Here is a 19,291-nt window from a genome sequence, read left to right as displayed (position 1 = left end):
CGACACTGTCCTGATAAGCTGGTTAAAGATGCTCAGCCTGATAGGAGATTACGGACAATGATGCGTGGTTCGCTTGCTGAACTCGAGGCGGTTCTCGCCGTCTCTTCCCAAGGCGGGTTTAGGGCCGCGGCTCGCGAGCTCGGTATCTCGACGTCCTCGCTCAGCCAGCAGATCGCTGCGCTGGAGACCCGCATGGGCGTCAGGCTGTTCAACCGCTCGACCCGTAGCGTTGTGCTTTCAGCCGCGGGAGAGCAGTTCGTGGCCAGCGTGGGTCCGGCGCTGGAGGCGATCCGAAGCGCTGTCGAGCATGTCGATGAACATCGGGCGGAAGCAACGGGCACTCTGAGGATCAACACGTCGGTGGGCGCAACGCGGATGATCCTGACGCCGCTGATCCTGGAGTACATGCGCCGGAACCCGCAGATGTCGGTGGAGATCGTGACGGAGGGCGCGCTGGTCGACGTCAATGCCAAAGGCTTCGACGCCGGGATCAGGATCCGGGAGGCCGTTCCTCCCGACATGGTGGTCGTCCCGATCGGCGATAATATCCACCCGGCCATCGTCGGGTCGTCCGATTACTTCCGCCGTCATGGAACGCCTCGGGATCCGGCAGAGCTCCAAAACCACCTGTGCATTCGTGCCCGAATGGCGAGCGGAACCATCTATCGCTGGGAGTTCGAGCGGCGAGGCGAGAGCTTCGCGCTCGACGTTCCTGGCAAGCTCGTGCTCGACGATAGCGACCTTATGCTCCGGGCCGCGCGTGAGGGGGCCGGGCTAGCTTACCTGAGTGAGTGGCAGGTCGAAGACGACATTGCCGCGGGCAGACTGGAGCAGGTGCTTGCTGACTGGACCCCGCCTTATCCGGGCTTATGTCTCTACTATCCCGGAAGGCGCAATTTACCGGCGAAGCTGCGCCGGTTCGTCGACTTGATCAAGGAGCTGCGGACAACCGTAACGATGTGACCGTACTCTTCAGCTTGGAGGATCGCCCGACGGGGTGGAGGCGAAGTTCTCCCTTTCATCCTGGTGCTAGCGGACTATTCCGCTCCGCGTAACAGTCCAATGTCAAACATGCGTATTCAGCCGCGCGGTTGCGCATTGCATCCTGTGTTCACGGATCGGGAACGAACCCGGCCTTCAATCAGGAGCGATCACATGAAACTCTATCACCATCCGCTGTCAGGTCACGCACACCGCGCCCGGCTCTTCCTTTCCCTAGTCGGGCTCCCCACGAGCTGGTCGAGGTGGATCTGAAATCTGGCGCGCACAAGCAGCCCGACTTTCTCAAGATGAACCCATTCGGTCAGGTGCCGGTGTTGGCGGATGGGGATGTCTTCATCTCCGATTCCAATGCGATCCTCGTCTACCTCGCCAAGAAGGCGGGTCAGACGGAATGGCTTCCGGAGGACGCTAAAGGAGCCGCCGACGTCCAGCGCTGGCTTTCTGTCGCAGCCGGGGAGATTGCCTATGGACCGGCAGCTGCGCGTCTGGTGACAGTGTTCGGCGCCAAGTTCAATCCGGAAGAAGTTATCGGGCGTGCACATATCATCCTTGGCCGGATTGAGAGCCATCTGCAAGGGCGCGAATGGCTGGTGGGCAATCGCCCGACGATCGCAGACGTCGCGGTCTACAGCTATGTCGCGCGCGCTCCGGAGGGCAATGTCGACCTGAGCGCCTATCCGTCCGTAAATGCTCTGCTGCGCCGGGTCGAGCAACTTCCGGGCTTCGTCGATTTCGTCAAAACGCCAGTTGGTCTTGCTGCCTGAGCCTCTATAGAGCGTGCGGCACCTCGCACGCTCTCCGCCTCTTTTCTGGAGAACGCAGATGTCCGTGAAGCTTACAAAACTGCCGACGTGGCATGAAGGCGAGACCTTTATCCAGGAAAAGCTCGGCGTAAAGGAACGCATGGCTTCCGTCGGCCAGCGTGTCGTTCGCGACTTCATGCCGGACCAGCACCGGGACTTCTACGCCCAACTCCCCTTCATCGTTCTCGGGAGCGTCGATCAGGCTGGTGACGCTTGGGCAACTTTTGTGGAAGGCAAGCCGGGGTTCATGTCGTCGCCTTCGCCCGTCGTGCTCGACATTGCCGCGACCCAGGATCCGAGCGACCCGGCCAGTGAAGGACTGGCAGAGGGCTTGCCGATTGGTCTTCTCGGCATAGAGATGCACACGCGCCGCCGCAACCGCATGAACGGTTTTGTCTCAACGACCGGGAGTGGCTTCCGCATCGATGTCGATCAGAGTTTCGGTAATTGCCCGCGCTATATCCAGCTGCGCGACTTCGCGTTCGAACGCCAGCCGGGGACCTTGTTTCAAGGTGCAGTCGAGGAACTGCCTGCACTCGACGACCAGGCACGCGCGATCATTCAGGAGGCTGACGCGTTTTTCGTGGCGTCCTACGTCGATCGCGAAGATCGGCGCCAGGTGGACGTCTCACATCGCGGCGGCAATGCCGGGTTTGTTCGCATCGGTGACGATGGCGTCCTGACGATTCCGGATTTCGACGGCAATCTCTTCTTCGCAACGTTGGGCAATATCCTGCTGAACGGAAAGGCTGGGCTGCTTTTCGTGGATTTCGCAACTGGCGATATGCTGCAGATGACGGGGAAAGCCGAAGTCATTTTCGACTCGCCGGAGATAGCTGCCTTTCAGGGCGCGGAGCGGTTTTGGACATTCAAGCCGACACGGATCGTACGTCGCCGTAATGCACTGGCGTTGAGATGGGCTTTTCAAAAGGACGGCTGGTCGCCGAGCTCTTTGATGACAGGCAGCTGGAGCCAAGCCGCCGACCGTCTCCGCGCGGCAGAGTTTGCTAACAGCTGGCGGCCAATGACCGTCAACGCGATCGTTGATGAAAGCGCGACGATAAAATCTTTCCACCTCCAGCCAGCCGATGGCGCAGGGCTTCTTCCGCACGCGGCCGGTCAGCATCTGCCCATCCGCATCAAGCTGCCCGGCGAAAATAGGGCGGCCATTCGCACCTACACGCTCTCGGTCGCGCCGTCCGATGGAATCTACCGCATCAGCGTCAAGCGCGATGGTCAGGTATCTCAGTTCCTCCATGATCGCATCGCCGTTGGCGATGTCATCGAGCGCGCGCGCGCCGGCCGGCGAATTCAGCATTGACGCCCGCTCGACACGCCCGGCGGTTCTTCTTGCGGGGGTGTCGGCATCACGCCGATGCTCGCGATGCTCCGTCACGTTGTCTATGAAGGGCTGCGCAAGCAACGCGTCCGTCCGGTCACTTTGTTCTACGCGGCTCGCTCCAAGGCTGATCGGCCTTTTGACAAGGAGATTGCGGACCTTATCGGTGCGACCAAGGGTGTTGTTCGCTTGGTCAGGGTCCTCAGCGACACGACGGATGCTGAACAGGGCAGGGACTTCGACGCGACAGGGCGGATCGATATGGCGATGCTGACTCGGTTTCTTCCCTTCAACGACTACGATTTCTACCTCTGCGGACCTGCCCAGTTCACCCAAGGGCTCTATGATGGACTGCGGGCCCTCAACATTGCTGACGATCGCATTCAGGCTGAAGCCTTCGGTCCGTCGTCGCTGGTCCGTACAGGGCAATCCACACCGGCAGCCGTGTCTTTCGCCACGCAGCCGTCCGAAAAACCTGTGCCCGTCATATTCACGAACTCCTTGAAAGAGGCACGGTGGACACCTGGTTCCGGCACTCTCCTAGAGTTCGCTGAGGCGCGCGGTCTCGAACCCGAGTTCAGTTGTCGGGAAGGAAACTGCGGGACGTGCCGGACCAAGCTTGTCAAGGGCGCCGTCGCTTACGTCAAGCAGCCCACAGCAAAGATCGAAGCCGACGAAGTGCTTCTGTGCTGCGCTGTTCCTGCCGACCAGGAAGGCGGCCTGCAGCTCGCTGTCTAAGGGCCGATTGCTGCGTCCAGCGCAACGGTCCCTTGTTTCCTTTCGATGTTCAGCAATCGTTCCGACCGGATCATATTCAATCTCAAGGGAGCGACGTCTCCCTCAACCAAAAAAAGGAGAATACAATGTCACGCATTCCTACCCCCGTAACGATCGACGACGCTCCAGAAGCCTCTCGTCCGATCCTCGAGACCATCCAGAAGCAGATCGGCTCTGTCCCGAACATCTTTCGTCTGGTCTCCAACAGCCCCGCCGCATTGACGGGCTTGACGTCGCTCCAGGGCGCGCTCGGCAAGGGTAAACTGCCGCCGGCTACTCGCGAACGCATCGCACTCGCCATGGCTGAAGCAAACGGCTGTGACTATTGCTTGTCGGCCCACACCTTCACCGGCACGAAGTTCGCCAAGCTCGACAAAGTGAAATCGCTGCCAACCGCAGCGGCACGTCGAACGATCCCAAGGCGGCGGCCGCTGTCGAGTTCGCCCGGGCACTAACCGTGGCTCGCGGTTCTGTTGCGCCCGCTGAGATCACCAATGTCCGTGACGCCGGCTACAGCGATGCCGAGATAGTCGAGATCATCGCTCATGTGGCGCTGAACACCTTCACGAACTACGTGAACGAGGCCCTTGATACCGAGATCGACTTTCCCCGTATCGATCGCGCGGCTGCGTGACCAAACCCTCGAGAGGCGGTGCGAGATGCGCCGTCTCTCGCCAACAAAGACAAACGCCATCTTGAGAGGAACTTTAAACATGTCCCGTCCCCCGCTTCCCCCATTCACCAGAGAGACTGCTATCGAGAAGGTCCGTCTTGCAGAGGATGGCTGGAATAGCCGCGATGCGGGGAAGGTGGCACTTGCCTATACGCTCGATACGCGCTGGCGGAACCGCGCCGAGTTCGCGAAGAACCGCGCCGAGGCAGAGGCATTCCTGACCCGCAAGTGGAACAGGGAGCTCGACTATCGCCTGATCAAGGAACTCTGGGCCTTCACCGACAATCGCATCGCTGTCCGATATGCCTATGAGTACCGCGACGACAGCGGTCAGTGGTTCCGCGCCTATGGTAACGAGAACTGGGAATTTGCCGAAGACGGCCTGATGCGGGAACGCCATGCCAGCATCAATGAACACCCGATCGCCGAAGCGGATCGCAAGTTTCGTTGGCCGCTAGGCCGCCGGCCGGACGACCATCGTGGCCTCAGCGATTTCGGCTTTTAGACGGCTGAGCCAGGAGATGGAAAAATGGCCAGCTCGTCAATCGATGCTCGCATAAGGCTTTCAGTAGAACTGGCTCTCACCGGAACCAATGCGAGCAAGCCACTGTTTGCGAAACAAGAAGAAGCCGGTCGTGCACTTGGTATGACCGGCGCCGAAATGGACATGGCGCGTCGGGGCTCAAGCTTCGACTTCGAGACGTCGATCGCAATATCCCTTGCATTGAATGCTTGTCAGGAAACGCACCAGCGCGCACTGTGCGCCGGTCTTTCCGAGGAAGCCTGTGCGGAAATAGAGCGCATCTCGCAGGCTTGCCGTTCGCCAATCATGATCCTCTGTTAGAGGCTCTTGAGGCTTTGGTTCCAAGCCCTTAGGGTCGTGGAAACGCGAGTGCTTTTGGGGGAGTGGATGGATCGTTGGCAGGCAATGAGGATCTTTGTGAAGGTCGCCGAAACTGAAAGTTTCGCGGATACCGCACGCCAGATGTTCATGAGCGCACCGGCTGTCACGCGTGCGGTTTCGTCACTCGAAGACCTGATTGGAGCGCGCCTCCTGGTGCGGACCACCCGCTCGGTGAAGATGACCGAAGCGGGGTTCGCTATTTTGAAGACTGTCGCCGGATCCTTGCCGATATTGCTGAAGCAGAGGCAGCTGCCGGCGGTTCCTACGCGACGCCGACGGGGACGCTCTCGATAACCGCGTCCGCGCTGTTCGGGCAGATGTACGTTCTTCCGGTCGTGACGGATTACCTCGATACCTATCCGACGATGAAGGCAAAGACACTGTTCATCGACCGACCGGTCAACATTGTTGAGGAAGGCATCGATGTCGCTGTGCGCATCGGCCATCTCCCCGACTCTAATCTTTCTGCCGTGAAGGTTGGTACGGTCCGTCGAGTCATGTGTGGTTCGCCAAAATATTTCGAGCGCTTTGGTGTTCCGAAATCGCCAGCCGATCTTAAAGACCACCGTATCGCGGCTTCCACGGCGGCCTGGGCTTCACCAGAGTGGAAGTTTCGCGACGATCTGCGAGTATCCGTGGATGCGGCTTTACAATGCAACACCAACGAAGCAGCGATCCAGTCGGCCCGCGAGGGGTGGGGTCTGACAAGAGTGCTCAACTACCAGATCGGCCCAGCTCTCGTTGCTGGAGAGCTGCAGATCATCCTCAGCGAATTCGAGGAACCGCCTTTGCCCATACACATCCTCCATCCGGAGGGTCGGCACGCTCCAGCAAAGGTGCGCACCTTCGTCGATATGGCTGCGGCAAGGCTGCGCGAGAACCGCCTTCTCAACTAGCCCCTCGATATCACCGAGCTAGGCCTAGGCTCTTGGAGCGAACTGCTTTCGCACCCCGTCTCGTTGGGTGGCACCGCCGCTCGAGTAGACAATCATCCCTGTTTCTGAACGCGATCGTAACACCGCAAATCGATCCCCTGAGCTACGATCCTGCGGACAGCTTTTACCACGCCGACGCCACCGTAGCGGCTCATCCAAATGGTCACTGTTGTACTGCATTCATATCACTAGAAGCAATAATCCCTTGTCGAATACGACCATTCTCCTTCCGAGCTGAAAGAGCGATGTTGGCTCCAGGCAACAAGCCCCCACAACCGTTCCTGAGGAGAACCACAATGTCCCGTACTCTTACCGCCGTACTTTTCGCATCCGCCAGCATCTTTATGACCACGCCCGCAAACGTGGTCTTCGCCGAAACGCCGGCGATCGCCCTGCAGGAATCTGCAACAGTTCACTATCGCTCCGTGAAAATAGACGGTGTCAACGTCTTCTATCGCGAAGCCGGACCGGCCGACGGCCCGGTCGTCGTCCTGCTTCACGGTTTCCCCACATCGTCGCACATGTTCCGCAACCTGATCCCGCTGCTCGCTGACCGTTACCGCGTCATCGCCCCTGACTATCCGGGCTTCGGTCAGAGCGATGCGCCCGATCACACCAAGTTCGAGTATTCCTTCGGCCACTATGCCGATATCGTCGACACGCTGCTGACCAAGCTCAGCGCTACCAAATATTCGGTGTATCTCATGGATTATGGCGCACCCGTTGGCTACCGGCTAGCGCTCAAGCACCCGGATCGCGTCACCGGAATGATCGTTCAGAACGGCAATGCCTATGACGAAGGCATCCGGGATTTCTGGAACCCGATCCGCGCCTACTGGAAGTCGGGGGCGAAGAAGGATCGGGAAGCGCTCTCTGTGCTCGTCGCGCCGGAGACGACCAAGTTTCAATATACCGATGGCGTCGAGGACCTGACGCGGATCAGCCCCGACAACTGGGTCCACGACCAGGCGCTGCTCGACCGGCCAGGCAATAAGGATATCCAGCTCGACCTGTTCTACGATTACCGCACCAACCTGCCGCTCTATCCGCAGTTCCAGGCATTCTTCCGCGACCGTAAGCCGCCGACGCTGATCGTCTGGGGCAAGAACGACAAGATCTTCCCGGAAGAGGGCGCGCATCCCTATCTTCGCGATCTTCCCGATGCAGAGTTCCATCTCCTTGATACAGGCCACTTTGCGCTTGAAGACAAGCTGGACGAGATGGCTCCGCTGATCAGGAGTTTCCTCGATCGCAAGATTGCAAAATGAAAGCGGAGTGAGGCTCCCGCATCGGCTGAAAACGATTTACGAAGCCTCCTCCACAAGCCTCTCTTCATGGGGCAGCCATTTGCTCTGATCGCCTGCCGCATCTCGCCTCCCGCGGCAGGCACTTTTAGATGGAAATGTTGGTCATCATTATCGTCGGCTCTCGTTTGGCAATCGCAGGTACAGGTCGTCGGTTCAAAACCCATCAAGAGCTTAGATCGATCGATTGGCCTTCAGAAAGTCCAGAAAGGCCCGCATTCCCGCTCCAATATGGCGGTGTTTCGGGTAGTACAGGCACAGGCCAGGATAGGGCGGGGTCCATTCGGCAAGCACCTGCCGGAGTCTTCCGTCCGCGAGTGCGTCAGCCGCCATCCACCGCGTCACATAGGCAAGCCCGCAACCGTCCAAAGCCGCCGCTAGGAGAAGTCGGGACTGGTCGACGACGAGGTTGCCTGTCGTTGCTACTACGACCTCCTCGCCGCGGCGCTGAAACTCCCAACGATAGATCAACCCGCCTGCCATCCGGAGCTGGATGCACTGGTGAAGCGAGAGATCCGAGGGGCTTGCGAGGGGAGGCGCATTATCGAGATAGATGGGCGACGCCACGATGATGTGCTGCTGATCCGGACCGATCGGGATCGCAACCATCTCTCCGGGAACCAGTTCGGCAGCCCGGACGCCACAGTCGAAACCTCCTTCGGCGATGTCGACCAGTTTTCCCTCGGACTGGATCTCAAACCGCATCGCGGGCTGCAGCTTCATGAAGCGGGTCAGCAGCGGCATCAGCACTTGCTCGGCGGCATTTGTGTCGCAGTTGATCCGCACGAGCTCGGAGGGAGTAGCGGCCTGTTCGTGCAGTTCCTCGACCGCCAATCCGATTTCGCTGAGCGCCGGCATGAGCCGCTCCGCAAGTCTCCGCCCAGGCTCTGTCAGCGAGACGTTCCTCGTCGAACGGTGGAAGAGCTTCACTTTGAGACGTCTCTCCAGTCCAGCGACCGCGTGGCTCAGAGCCGACGGCGTCTGGCCGAGTGTTCGTGATGCAGCGCGAAACCCTCCGTGCTCCGCGACGGCGAGGAAGGCTGCTAGCTCGCCGGGTGGGAGCGTGCTGACTGTTCGAATTATCTCATCATTGCGTGTAACGGTGATCATCTAGTTCACGAATGCCACGTGCTTATCTTTTGGGCAAGCCGAATGTCTGAAGGAGAATGACCATGACATCACCCATCCCGTTTGGGTTCTCGTCGACCGCCGCCGATGTATTGGAGGGTATCGACCTTGCCGGCCGGAATGTCATTGTGACCGGTGGCGCCGCAGGCATCGGGTTGGAGACGAGCCGCGCTCTCGCCGCAACAGGCGCGGCTGTGACGATTGCGGCCCGCCGATCGGATGAAGCCGAAAGGGCTGTTGCGGAGCTGAAGCGCGCAATGCCTAAATCCCGCCTTCGCGTTCGTCGCCTCGACCTCGCCGACCTGACTTCCGTGAAGGAATTCGCAGAGAGCTGGAACGAGCCTCTGCACGTCCTCGTCAACAACGCGGGTGTCATGGCCATTCCGGAATTGCAGCGGAATGCGCAAGGACGGGAGATGCAGTTCGCCACGAACTACCTGGGGCATTTCGCGCTCGCACTCGGCCTGCGTCCGCATCTGGCCAAGGCAAATGGTGCCCGTGTCGTTTCGGTCGCCTCGACCGGCAACCTCTTTGCGCCGGTATTCTGGGATGATCCGGACTTCCGCTTCATTCCGTACGATCCGCTGCTTGCCTATGGGCAGTCAAAGACAGCCTGCATCCTGATGTCCGTCGGAATCACCAAGAACTGGGCCAGCGACGGCATCACGTCCAATGCGCTCAATCCCGGAGCAATTGCAACGGGTCTTCAGAAACACACCGGCGGTCTCCGAACGCCTGAGCATCTGCGCAAGACGATAGAGCAGGGGGCCGCCACGTCGGTGCTACTGGCGGGTTCGCCTCTGGTGGAGGGCATTTCCGGAAGATATTTCGACGACTGTCAGGAAGCCCCAGTCGTCGACGAGCGCGGACCTGGGCCGTTCAAGGGGGTAGCAAGATACGCGGTCGATCCCGAAAACGCGTTCCGTCTTTGGGAGATGGCGACGAGAATGGTATTGTCACCGTTGTAGTTGGAGCAACCTGCCGGACCGCGAACGGACCGGCAGGTCGGCTCTTTCGGAGCGTTGCGACGCGATCAGGCCTTTGCCGCCACCGGAAGACGGAACGGCGCACCAAGTCGGTTGAAGGCGTTCATCGCGGCGATCGTGATCGTCAGATCGACGAGGTCCTTGGGTTCGAAAGCGGCCGCGGCAGCGGCATAAGCTTCGTCCGACGCGTGAGTCTGGCTGACATTCGTCACCTCCTCAGCCCAGGCGAGAGCGGCGCGCTCCTGATCATTGAACAGATGAGGCACCTCGTCCCACACCGGCACCAGTGCGATTTTGTCGACGGAAATCGTCTTGCGCAGATCACGGCTATGCATGTCGATGCAGTGGGCGCAGCCGTTGATCTGCGACACGCGCAGAAAGACGAGGTGGATCAGCTCGGCCGGCAGGTTCGTCTTAGCTGTGACGTAGTGGTGGACACCAAACAGCGCCTTTGCGCCGTCGGGGGCGACTTCGGACCAGTTCATGCGGGACATATTGTTTTCCTTTCTTGTGGACGCGGTTCTCCGTTCGCCGGTGAAACCGTCGTTGCTTGTGCGGTAGGTGAGGGGTGGATCTGGTAGGTAGCGCTATGGCTTGCGCGGCGTCGTCAGGACGGTGTCGTCGGTATCGACGACGAAGACGGCGAGCAGCTTCGCCGGCTCACTCCTGCTGGCATTGGCGCTGACGTCATGGCGGTCGCCTGGCAGCTCGGTGAAGTTCTGACCGGCGGTAAAGGTCTTCGTCTCGCCGCCGTTGACGGCACTCTGGATCGCTCCCTCGAGAACCGTGGCGTAGATGAGTGCGGACTTCGCATGTGTGTGAGCGGAGCTGTACCCGCCCGGCCCGTATTCGACGAGCACGCCCTTGACGCTCTTGCCAGGGACGTCGGGCAGGGGATGCTCGTAGACGAGCGTCACCTTGGCGTCCTTCGTATCGTAGGCTAGTCCTGGCTTAGCGACATCGTGAGCGGACGCGGTGGCAAGGGTGGCCGCGAGTGCCGCAGCCGCATATGCAATTGTCTTCATGATCGTGCGCTCCTTCTATGCCTTAAGCCATTCGGCGACCGTGACGCGGCCTTTGATGAAGTCTCCGCCGGGAACAAGAGAGCCTGCGAGGACGGACGCGCCAAAGTAGTCGACGGAGGCGTCGGCGTGCACCGGTCGGGCGTCGCCCTTCGCATCGAGATACGTCCGGATGAAGGATTCGAACGATGACCGCTCCGGTCCCGCAAGATCCACCGTCCCGTTCCTCGGTTCGCCGAGCGCGGCTTCGACGAGAGCGGCGGCGACGTCGTCGGCTGCGATCGGCTGGAAGTCAATGTCAGGCACTTTCACCACTCCGTTGGCCGAGTACGCGCCGGCCAGAGTCTCGAGGAACTCGTGGAACTGCGTTGCACGGACGATGGTGTAGGCCTGGCCCGACGATGCCACCGCCTCTTCCTGCGCCAGCTTTCCCGCCATATAGGGATTGGCCGCGAGCTGGTCGGCGTTGACGATCGACAAAACAACGTGATGACGCACGCCCGCGGCCTTTTCCGCGCTGGTTAGGTTGCGGCTCGACGTGCCGAAGAAGTCGACGAGCGCCTGTCTGTCGAACGACATCATGTTCGACACGTCGATGACGGCGCCAGCGCCCGCTAGCGCATCGGCCAGTCCTTCTCCGGTATAGGCGTTGATGCCGGTGCGGGAGCTTGCGGTGACGGCTTCGTGGCCGGCGTCCTGCAGCAGCTTCACTGCCTTCGAGCCGATCAGGCCCGTGCCGCCGATGACGACGACCTTCTTCATCTTGGTCATGGTGCTTTCTCCTATGACGAGGCGCGATTGCCCGTCTTGCGTTCGTGGAGTTCGAGGAAGGCGCATCCGCGGGCGGCGATACCGCCGTCGTCGTCTGCGCCGAGATCCGCCAGAAGGTCCGCGACGGATACCTTGGCGAGTTCTGCGCGATAGGCCTTTTCAGCCTTTAGCATCGCGGCGTTGATCTGGCAGGGCTTTGTGAAATAGCGCTGCGGCAGAGGGTTCGGCCCCCGCTGACGGATCTCGGCGCATCGGAAGGCGGGCGCCGGCCCTTCGACCGCGAGGACGATGTCGAGAAGGCTGATGTCCTTCGGTGCCTTGGCCAGCCGATAGCCACCCTTTGGTCCCGGCGTCGTTGCAACGATGCCCGCGCCGGACAACGCCTGCAGGTGCTTCAGCAGATAGCTCGTCGACACGCCGTGGAGTTCGCTAAGTGCCGCGGCCGACAGGACGCCGTCTTCCGACAGACCCGCCAGGAATGCCGTGCAGTGGATGGCCTGCTCGACGCCTTCGCTCAGTTTCATCTTGCATCTCCTAATCGTGGATATAAGATGTCTACGATTATGGAAGGTGTCAATCCCCGATCACATGGTCTGCTCGAAAATCCGAATATGAGATCAGAAAACGGAGTTTCGACGCCTTGGGACCTCGCCATAGTCAGGACGCTCGCACGAGCAGAACAACCACGAAGGACATCGAATGACCACCAAGCTCGCACTCTCCTCGACGCCGGAAGGCATCGTCCCGGCGCTTCTCGCCCATCTGAACTCGCTCGACGTCGAGACCATGCTCAACTTCTACGACCCGGAAGGGTTGATCGTCGATGCGGCGGGCGTCGCTCACGTGGGCAAAGACGCAATCGGCAAGGAGCTTGCCAAGTACTTCAGCCTCGGCCTTCAGATGTCGATCACCCAGCGTCACCTGTTCGTAGCTGGGAACGTCGCGTCCCTCATTCTCGATTGGTCATATATGGGCACGGCGCGGGACGGCACGGAGATCAATATGGTGGCGACCGCAACCGACATCGCTCGCAGGGGGCCGGACGGTCTGTGGCGCTACCTGATCGACAACCCGTTCGGCTCGATGCAGAGGAGCGCCGGCTGATGACGGACGCCGCGGAAGTTCCGAACGAGGCGACTGCGTCCGCATTCCGCGGCGTCCTCACAACCGGCGTCTATTGCAGGGCGACATGCATCTCCCGTCCGCCTCGGCCGGAGAACATGCGCTGGTTCGAGTGCGTCTCCGACGCCCAAAGAGCAGGCTTTCGCCCTTGCCGACGATGCCGTCCCGACGACGAGAAATTCGCAAGGAGGAATGCCGATCTCGTGGCTGAGGCGTGCATGCTGATCAATGCCGGCGACAGCTCGCCGACTGTGGCGGCTCTCGCACATGCGCTCGGCGTCAGCGAAGGGCACTTCCACCGGACTTTCCGCGCGCAAACAGGAGTGACCCCGCGAGCATACATTCAGGAGAAGCGGGCAGCCCTCCTACGAGAAGGACTACGGCCGGGAAAGTCGGTGACGTCGACATTTTACGATGCCGGCTACGGCTCGAGCAGCCGGTTCTACGCGGTGTCCAATCGTGCGCTCGGGATGGCGCCTGCAGACTACCGCGCTGGCGGACGCGCGGAAACTATCCGCTTCGCCCTTGGTCTGGCGTCTCTTGGCTCGATCCTTGTCGCGTCGAGCAAAAAGGGCGTCGTCGCCATCCTGATAGGGGATGATCCGGGTAAGCTCCTCAGAGATCTTCAGGATCGCTTCCCGAGCGCCAATCTTGTCGGCGGTGACCAGGACTACGAACATGTCGTCGCCTGCGTCGTCGGAATGGTAGAAGCTCCCGGCCTGGGTTTGGACCTTCCTCTCGACGTACGGGGAACCGCGTTTCAAAGGCGGGTATGGACCGCCCTGCGGGAAGTTCCGCCGGGCCAGACGGTGAGCTACGAGGAGCTTGCTCGCAGGATCGGGAGCAGGAAAGGAGGGAAAGCGGTCGCCAGCGCCTGCGCGAGTAATCCACTGGCCGTCGCTATTCCCTGCCATCGCGTAACAAAGAGCGACGGCTCCGCCTTCCGCTACACCTGGGGCATCGATCGCAAATGCGAGCTTCTGAGAAGGGAGGCAAGCTTTGCCTCGGACCGCTGCCCTGCTAATGAATGTCTGGGCGAGAGACAGCTGGGTCCGCATCTGTGATGATTGTCAGTAGCGCGGCAAGATCGGATTTCCTGCGAGCCACGTCGGCCAAGGTGTAGCGGTCGAATACGGCGACAAACGCGGCTGTCGCTTCCCGGAGAACAACGGGAAGACCGCATGCTGGGGCGATGATGCATCCATCGCAGACGAAGAGGTCGGTAAGCTTTTCCGTGTGGCGGAGGATCGATCCGAGGTTGATCTGATCGGCCGGCCTCGCAAGCCGGATGCCACCATTACGACCACGCATCGCTTCGATGAACCCGGCGCCGGCAAGATCCTGAACGACCTTCATCAGGTGGTTCTGGGAAATATCATAGATGGTGGCCACCTGACGGATGGATGTCAGGGCATCGTCCTTCGCCGCCAAGTGGATCATCACCCGCATCGCGTAGTCACTGTAGGTCGAGAGTTTCATCAGCATCCCTGCGACAAAATGGCAGCCGTACAAAATATGCGTTTACATAGCATGTTTTTGGAAACATGAATAGATGCATGTCGTTTGCATCATTTAAGGTGAGCCATGGTTACCCAGACAATTCAGCAGGAAGACATCATGCCGGTGCTGTCGAGATTCTATGCACGGGTCAGGCGAGATGGCGAACTTGGGCCGGTTTTCAACGAAGTCGTGGCGGACTGGGCGGAACACCTGCAGCGGCTCGAGGACTTCTGGTCATCGTTGATGCTCACCAGCGGGCGCTACAAGGGAAATCCCGTTGCGATGCACGTCATTCATGCGCACCGGATCCAGCCCCAAATGTTTTCCCGATGGCTTCAGCTATGGGAGGAGACCACCAATGATCTGGTGCCGCCCGACGTTGCGCGGGAAATGCAGACGAAAGCCACTCGAATAGCGGATCGACTGAATAGGGCGATGTATGGCTCAGAGGCCGTTATCGGCGCCCGCTGGCCGTCGGATGCAGCGGTTACAGAGCCATATCGCAGAACAAAGATCTTCGACCAGGTGACCGTGCCGCCGGCTTTGCTCAGCCAGCACCAGACAAAGGACGGCGCATGGGCGGTTGTGAGGATCATGGACGGGCAGGTCGTCCTTCACTTCGAAGAGGCTGCCATCCAACCCATTGTCCTCGACCCGCAAAACCCTGGTGTCATCGAACCGCGTCGGCCTCACCATCTCGAGCTTCGTGGTCCCGTACGGTTCCAGCTCGAATTCTTTGACCGCGATCCCCGACCAAACCTCGACGTAAACCAGCAAGGAGGCTACCATGCCTACGCCCCTCAGTGAGAACACAATCCTGATCGTAAAGGAAAGCGCGCCTGCGCTCGCCGTCCATGGGACCGCGATCACGACGGCGATGTATGCCCGGCTTTTCCAGGACGCCCATATCAAAGAGCTGTTCAACCACTCAAACCAGGGGAGGGAGGATCGCAGGTTCACGCACTGGCGGCGGCGATCATCGCATATGCCCAGAACATTGATAATCTCGCCCCGGTCGTTCCGGTGGTCGAGCGTATTGCTCACAAGCACATCGGGTACCACATCCTCCCGGAGCACTACCCTTACGTCGCCACCGCGCTCCTGGCCGCGATCAAAGACGTGCTGGGCGACGCCGCCACGCCAGAGCTGATCGAGGCTTGGGGTGAGGCGTATTGGTTCCTCGCCAATCTCCTTATGGAGCGCGAAGCTGATATCCGCGAAAGTCTGGAAGCGCAGGTCGGCGGGTGGAACGGCTGGCGACCCTTCGTGATCGTCGAGAAGCGCGAGGAAAGCAGCGTCATCACGACGTTTATACTGAAGCCTGCCGATGGCGGGAGCATCGTCAGGCACAAGCCGGGCCAGTATCTGACCATCCGTCTATTTCTTCCGGATGGTTCTCAGATAAAACGGAACTACTCGATCTCGTGCTCGCCGAACGACGACTACTATCGCATCTCTGTCAAACGGGAAGCCGAAGGTGCGGGCGGATCGCGGTTCCTGCACGATACCGCGCGGGTCGGAGACACGATCGAGGCGACGCCGCCGGCTGGAGATTTCTTCCTGCCAGAAGAGCCCGTCCGGCCGGTGATTCTGCTCTCCGCTGGTGTCGGTCTCACCCCAATGGTCAGCATGGTGGAAACGATCGGCGCGCATTATCCTGACGTGCATGCCCATTACGTTCATGCTGCATTGAACAGTTCGACCCATGCCATGGATCGCCACGTCAGGTCGATCGCCAGAGACCACGGACGCATTTCGGTCGCAACGTTCTATAGTGAACCTGCTCCGAGCGATATGGTCGGTTTTACGCACGACCATGACGGCTTTATTCACGTGGACTGGCTCAAGCACAATACGCCGTTTGCGACGGGAGATTTCTACCTTTGCGGCCCGAAGCCGTTTCTGAAGTCGCTTGTGACTGGCCTCTGGAACGCGGGTGTTGAAGCCGATCGCATTCACTTTGAATTCTTCGGACCAGCCGACGACTTACTGGCAGCCTGATCTTCGAAAGTGGGGCAAGCCCTAACCCGCCCCACACGCTCCACGAAAGAAACCGCCATGTTCGATAATCTCAAACGCGCAGCACCTCTCATTATCGCTCTCCTGCTTCTCCCGGCCAGTGCATCCGCGCACGTCAAATGGTTCGCGCCCTATATTGTCGGAGCGCCTCCAGAGCCGATCGGGAAAACGCTTACTGACACATGGTTCTGGGTTGGCCTCGGATTGGTGTTGTTGTTCTTCTTGTTGACCCGCCTTGTTGAGCTGAGCAAATGGGGTGGCGCAACGATCGCGGCCTTGAACAAGGCAACGAACCCCATATGGCTGCGGCAGGACGATTACATCCGATGCATCATCGCCGCGTTTTTCGTCGCTATATTCTCTGTCGGCAACGTCTACCTGACGCCTGATTTGAAGACGCCGCACGAATGGGTATCCTGGCTGCAACTCGTCATCGCGTGCTGCATCTTCTGGCGCGCGACGATGCCGCTTGCAGGCGTTGGAATCATAGCTCTATGGGTGCTCGCCCTACGCGACTATGAACTGTTTCATCTTTTCGACTATCTTGCCCTCGGCCTGGGCGTTGCCGCGTATCTCATCCTCGAACCCCAGAAGAACGAAGCCCTCAGGGAACGCCGCTTTGAAGCCCTGCGATGGGGGCTTGCCGTTGCGCTGATGTGGTCAAGCCTCGAGAAATTCGCCTTTCCAAGCTGGTTCTATCCGCTGGTCGTAGAAAAACCGTTCCTGACATTTGGTATGCCACGCGACGTCTTCATCCCTATGGCTGGGGTCACCGAGTTCACCCTGGGATTCGGGCTCCTCTGGACGCCTCTGATCCGACGCCTCTCAGCGATAGCCCTCCTCGTGATCTTCACGGCCGCCGTGTGGCCCTTCGGGCGAATAGATCTGATAGGCCATGGCCTCATAATGGCGATCCTCATTGCGGTGGCTGCCGAACAGCGTTCAGGCCTTGATCTATTCACAGGGCTGAAGCGCAAGTTGATCAACGTGCCCGTCGGATTGTCAGGCGCTCTGATTGTCTTTTGCACTGCCTACTGGGGACTGCATGTGGCATTCTTCGGCATTAACGGAATTGACCCGAACGAGTTTCAGACGAAGACGACCCACTCCTACAGCAGCGAACATCCACACGGTCCGGGGGACCGTCGGACACGCAAACGCATGGACACTGACGACAGAAGAGAACTGGATTATGCAGCTTCACCCGCTATGTGAAACATCGATTGAACTGCTCGGTTCGATCGATGTTGTCGCCTGCAACGGACGTCTTTTGCAGGTGAGAGAGTACCAATACCGATTGAGACAGCAAACCAAACAAGGCGAGCGCTGGTTTCCCCGGCGCTCGGTTTTGGAAGACGAGCGAGGGTGAGAAGGTGAAGGTGGTGGATCTGACGATGTTTGAGGTCATTGCAACCGGCGAGATTTTGTTCTCATTGGGCTAGGGTGCAATGTTTCGCTCAAAGTGATAGCCGACTGGTAACAAATCTGAACAACGTTTTGCCACGAAGCAGAAACTCCGCCTAAGCAATGAGAGGTCTGCGGTTCGTGTACCTTCAAGAGCGTTGGATTTGACGCAAAGTGCCATCAGCTGGATGAGATGTTCATGCGATGCCATCTGTCACCGCATGAACGAGGTGCGCGATCAGCGCATGGATTTGAACGCGGCGCGCAGCTCTTCGGCGAAAATCTGGGGCTGCTCCCACGCTGCGAAGTGACCGCCTTTCGCCGCCTGGCTGTAATAGACCAGAGAAGGGTAGGCCTGTCTGCTCCAGCTTTCAGGTGCTTTGTAGATTTCCTTCGGAAAGGCCGTGATGGCGACCGGGACCTTGATGTCCTTTGTCTTCTGCGTCTCCGAGCTGAAATTGTTGTTGTTGTTTTCCCAGTAGAAACGCGACGAGGACGCACCAACATTGGTCAGCCAGTAGAGCGTAATGTCGTTGAGCATGTCGTCTCGGGAGAGGACCCGCTCAGGGACACTGTCGCTATCGCTCCATTGCGCAAACTTCTCGTAGATCCGGGCCGCGAGACCGGACGGGGAGTCGGCCAGCGAGTAACCAATGGTCTGTGGACGGGTAACCATCATCGCACCATAGGCGGCATTCCGGCCAAAGAACGTGCTAAGCGACTGGTAAGCGTCGCGTTCAGGCTGCGACAGGCTCGCCGGAGCCGGATCGCCGGCATTGATACCCTTCATGAGGTCGCCGGGGACGGTTGCCGGCATGTTCAGGTGAATGCCGAGCAGGCCTTGTGGGGCTTGCCGGGCCAGCGCATCCGAGATGACCGAACCGTGGTCGCCGCCCTGGGAGACATAGCTTGTGTAGCCGAGGCGCTTCATCAACACGTCCCAAGCCTTGGCAACACGATCCGGTCCCCAGCCGAGTTCAGTCGGCTTACCCGAAAACCCATGTCCGGGAATAGAGGGAATGACCACGTCGAAAGCATCTTCCGCGCGACCGCCATATGCAGTCGGATCGGTGAGCGGGCCAATGGCCTTGATGAACTCGAACTGCGATCCAGGCCACCCATGGGTCAGAATGAGGGGCAAAGCGTTTGGATGGCGCGACCGAACGTGAATGAACTGGATATCCACGCCGTCTATCGTCGTGATGAATTCCGGCAGCGCGTTCAGTTCCTGCTCCGCCTTGCGCCAGTCATAGTCGGTTCCCCAGTACCGAACCAAGTTCTGGACCCGTTCAAGCTGAATGCCTTGAGAGATATCCCCGACAGTCTCCTTGTCGGGCCAACGCGTGCCGGCGATGCGGCGACGCAGGTCGTCGAGCTGTGACTGGTCGACATGGATCTTGAAGGGCCTGATACTTTCATCGGCCTTCTGCTCGGTGGCAGTAATTGCGGCCGTTTCCGCAGCGCTTGCTTGCCGTGGCCCCAAGACCGGTAGCAACATCAGAGAGCCGATCGCAAAAGCCGAGACGAGATGCAGATTGCGGCGGGATAACGTGATAATCGAAGTCATTCAACCCTCTCCTTCTTAAAGTCGTCGGTGACGAC

Annotated in this window: 16 protein-coding genes and 5 pseudogenes; 14 read left to right on the top strand and 7 right to left on the bottom strand. The window is 59.6% G+C overall.

All coding sequences use genetic code 11. The features are described from left to right. Positions 1–60: 60 nt before the first annotated feature. From H2O14_RS26270 to H2O14_RS26235, 8 genes and pseudogenes are all read left to right on the top strand, one after another. Positions 61–963 carry a LysR family transcriptional regulator gene (locus H2O14_RS26270; RefSeq protein ID WP_210275635.1) on the top strand — a complete coding sequence of 301 codons (903 nt, stop codon included), beginning with the start codon at positions 61–63 and terminating at the stop codon, positions 961–963. A gap of 192 nt (positions 964–1,155) precedes the next feature. Next, a pseudogene (locus H2O14_RS26265) lies at positions 1,156–1,766 on the top strand (glutathione S-transferase family protein). Between the two features lie 58 nt (positions 1,767–1,824). Then, positions 1,825–3,882, top strand: a pseudogene (locus H2O14_RS26260) (pyridoxamine 5'-phosphate oxidase family protein). A gap of 125 nt (positions 3,883–4,007) precedes the next feature. Then, positions 4,008–4,555 (top strand): annotated as a pseudogene (locus tag H2O14_RS26255) (carboxymuconolactone decarboxylase family protein). A 79-nt stretch (positions 4,556–4,634) separates the two neighbouring features. Continuing rightward, entirely contained in the window at positions 4,635–5,099 is a 465-nt protein-coding gene (locus tag H2O14_RS26250; RefSeq protein WP_182830239.1) for a nuclear transport factor 2 family protein, read from the top strand. A 24-nt stretch (positions 5,100–5,123) separates the two neighbouring features. Further along, positions 5,124–5,438 carry a hypothetical protein gene (locus tag H2O14_RS26245; RefSeq protein ID WP_182830238.1) on the top strand — a complete coding sequence of 105 codons (315 nt, stop codon included), beginning with the start codon at positions 5,124–5,126 and terminating at the stop codon, positions 5,436–5,438. A 66-nt stretch (positions 5,439–5,504) separates the two neighbouring features. Beyond that, positions 5,505–6,394 (top strand): annotated as a pseudogene (locus H2O14_RS26240) (LysR family transcriptional regulator). Between the two features lie 383 nt (positions 6,395–6,777). Beyond that, positions 6,778–7,701, top strand: a complete 924-nt coding sequence (locus H2O14_RS26235; RefSeq protein WP_409526987.1) for an alpha/beta fold hydrolase — start codon at positions 6,778–6,780, stop codon at positions 7,699–7,701. A 210-nt stretch (positions 7,702–7,911) separates the two neighbouring features. On the opposite strand, the gene H2O14_RS26230 is transcribed toward H2O14_RS26235, so the two are convergent. Next, positions 7,912–8,847 carry a LysR family transcriptional regulator gene (locus H2O14_RS26230; protein WP_182830237.1) on the bottom strand — a complete coding sequence of 312 codons (936 nt, stop codon included), beginning with the start codon at positions 8,845–8,847 and terminating at the stop codon, positions 7,912–7,914. Between the two features lie 62 nt (positions 8,848–8,909). On the opposite strand from H2O14_RS26230, the gene H2O14_RS26225 reads away from it, so the two are divergent. Next, positions 8,910–9,833: an SDR family NAD(P)-dependent oxidoreductase gene (locus H2O14_RS26225; protein ID WP_182830236.1), complete on the top strand. Its 924-nt coding sequence runs from the start codon at positions 8,910–8,912 to the stop codon at positions 9,831–9,833. 65 nt (positions 9,834–9,898) lie between these two features. Here the strand turns inward: H2O14_RS26225 and H2O14_RS26220 are convergent, their stop codons facing one another. The 4 genes from H2O14_RS26220 to H2O14_RS26205 all read right to left on the bottom strand — a co-directional run bounded on the left by H2O14_RS26220 (position 9,899) and on the right by H2O14_RS26205 (position 12,168). Then, positions 9,899–10,345 (bottom strand): carboxymuconolactone decarboxylase family protein, encoded by a 447-nt coding sequence (locus tag H2O14_RS26220; RefSeq protein ID WP_182830235.1) that lies wholly within the window; start codon positions 10,343–10,345, stop codon positions 9,899–9,901. Between the two features lie 93 nt (positions 10,346–10,438). Then, a complete protein-coding gene (locus H2O14_RS26215; protein ID WP_165225513.1) occupies positions 10,439–10,876 on the bottom strand; it encodes a cupin domain-containing protein in 438 nt (145 codons plus the stop codon). A gap of 15 nt (positions 10,877–10,891) precedes the next feature. Continuing rightward, positions 10,892–11,644, bottom strand: coding sequence for an SDR family oxidoreductase (locus tag H2O14_RS26210; protein WP_182830234.1), 753 nt, complete (start codon positions 11,642–11,644; stop codon positions 10,892–10,894). A gap of 11 nt (positions 11,645–11,655) precedes the next feature. Then, positions 11,656–12,168, bottom strand: coding sequence for an Rrf2 family transcriptional regulator (locus H2O14_RS26205; protein ID WP_182830233.1), 513 nt, complete (start codon positions 12,166–12,168; stop codon positions 11,656–11,658). A 175-nt stretch (positions 12,169–12,343) separates the two neighbouring features. Here H2O14_RS26205 and H2O14_RS26200 point away from each other — a divergent pair, with 175 nt between their 5' ends. Beyond that, a complete protein-coding gene (locus H2O14_RS26200; protein ID WP_182830232.1) occupies positions 12,344–12,748 on the top strand; it encodes a nuclear transport factor 2 family protein in 405 nt (134 codons plus the stop codon). Next, entirely contained in the window at positions 12,748–13,830 is a 1,083-nt protein-coding gene (ada, locus tag H2O14_RS26195; RefSeq protein ID WP_182830231.1) for a bifunctional DNA-binding transcriptional regulator/O6-methylguanine-DNA methyltransferase Ada, read from the top strand. The genes H2O14_RS26200 and ada overlap by 1 nt, the downstream gene beginning before the upstream one ends. Here the strand turns inward: ada and H2O14_RS26190 are convergent. After that, positions 13,787–14,245, bottom strand: a complete 459-nt coding sequence (locus H2O14_RS26190; RefSeq protein ID WP_182830230.1) for an Rrf2 family transcriptional regulator — start codon at positions 14,243–14,245, stop codon at positions 13,787–13,789. The genes ada and H2O14_RS26190 overlap by 44 nt on opposite strands. A 138-nt stretch (positions 14,246–14,383) precedes the next feature. Between H2O14_RS26190 and H2O14_RS26185 the strand changes: the two genes are divergently transcribed. From H2O14_RS26185 to H2O14_RS26175, 3 genes and pseudogenes are all read left to right on the top strand, one after another. After that, positions 14,384–15,073 (top strand): DUF1971 domain-containing protein, encoded by a 690-nt coding sequence (locus H2O14_RS26185; protein ID WP_210275631.1) that lies wholly within the window; start codon positions 14,384–14,386, stop codon positions 15,071–15,073. Beyond that, a pseudogene (gene hmpA / locus H2O14_RS26180) lies at positions 15,054–16,267 on the top strand (NO-inducible flavohemoprotein). Before H2O14_RS26185 ends, hmpA begins: the two are co-directional and overlap by 20 nt. A gap of 57 nt (positions 16,268–16,324) precedes the next feature. Next, a complete protein-coding gene (locus H2O14_RS26175) occupies positions 16,325–17,500 on the top strand; it encodes a hypothetical protein (RefSeq protein ID WP_246697851.1) in 1,176 nt (391 codons plus the stop codon). A 427-nt stretch (positions 17,501–17,927) separates the two neighbouring features. Here H2O14_RS26175 and H2O14_RS26170 read toward each other — a convergent pair whose 3' ends face one another. Beyond that, a complete protein-coding gene (locus H2O14_RS26170; protein WP_409526986.1) occupies positions 17,928–19,187 on the bottom strand; it encodes an epoxide hydrolase family protein in 1,260 nt (419 codons plus the stop codon). Between the last annotated feature and the right edge of the window lie 104 nt (positions 19,188–19,291).

Source organism: Rhizobium sp. G21 (assembly GCF_014158035.1).
Lineage (GTDB): Bacteria > Pseudomonadota > Alphaproteobacteria > Rhizobiales > Rhizobiaceae > Rhizobium_E.
This window is presented reverse-complemented; position numbering and strand designations above follow the sequence as displayed.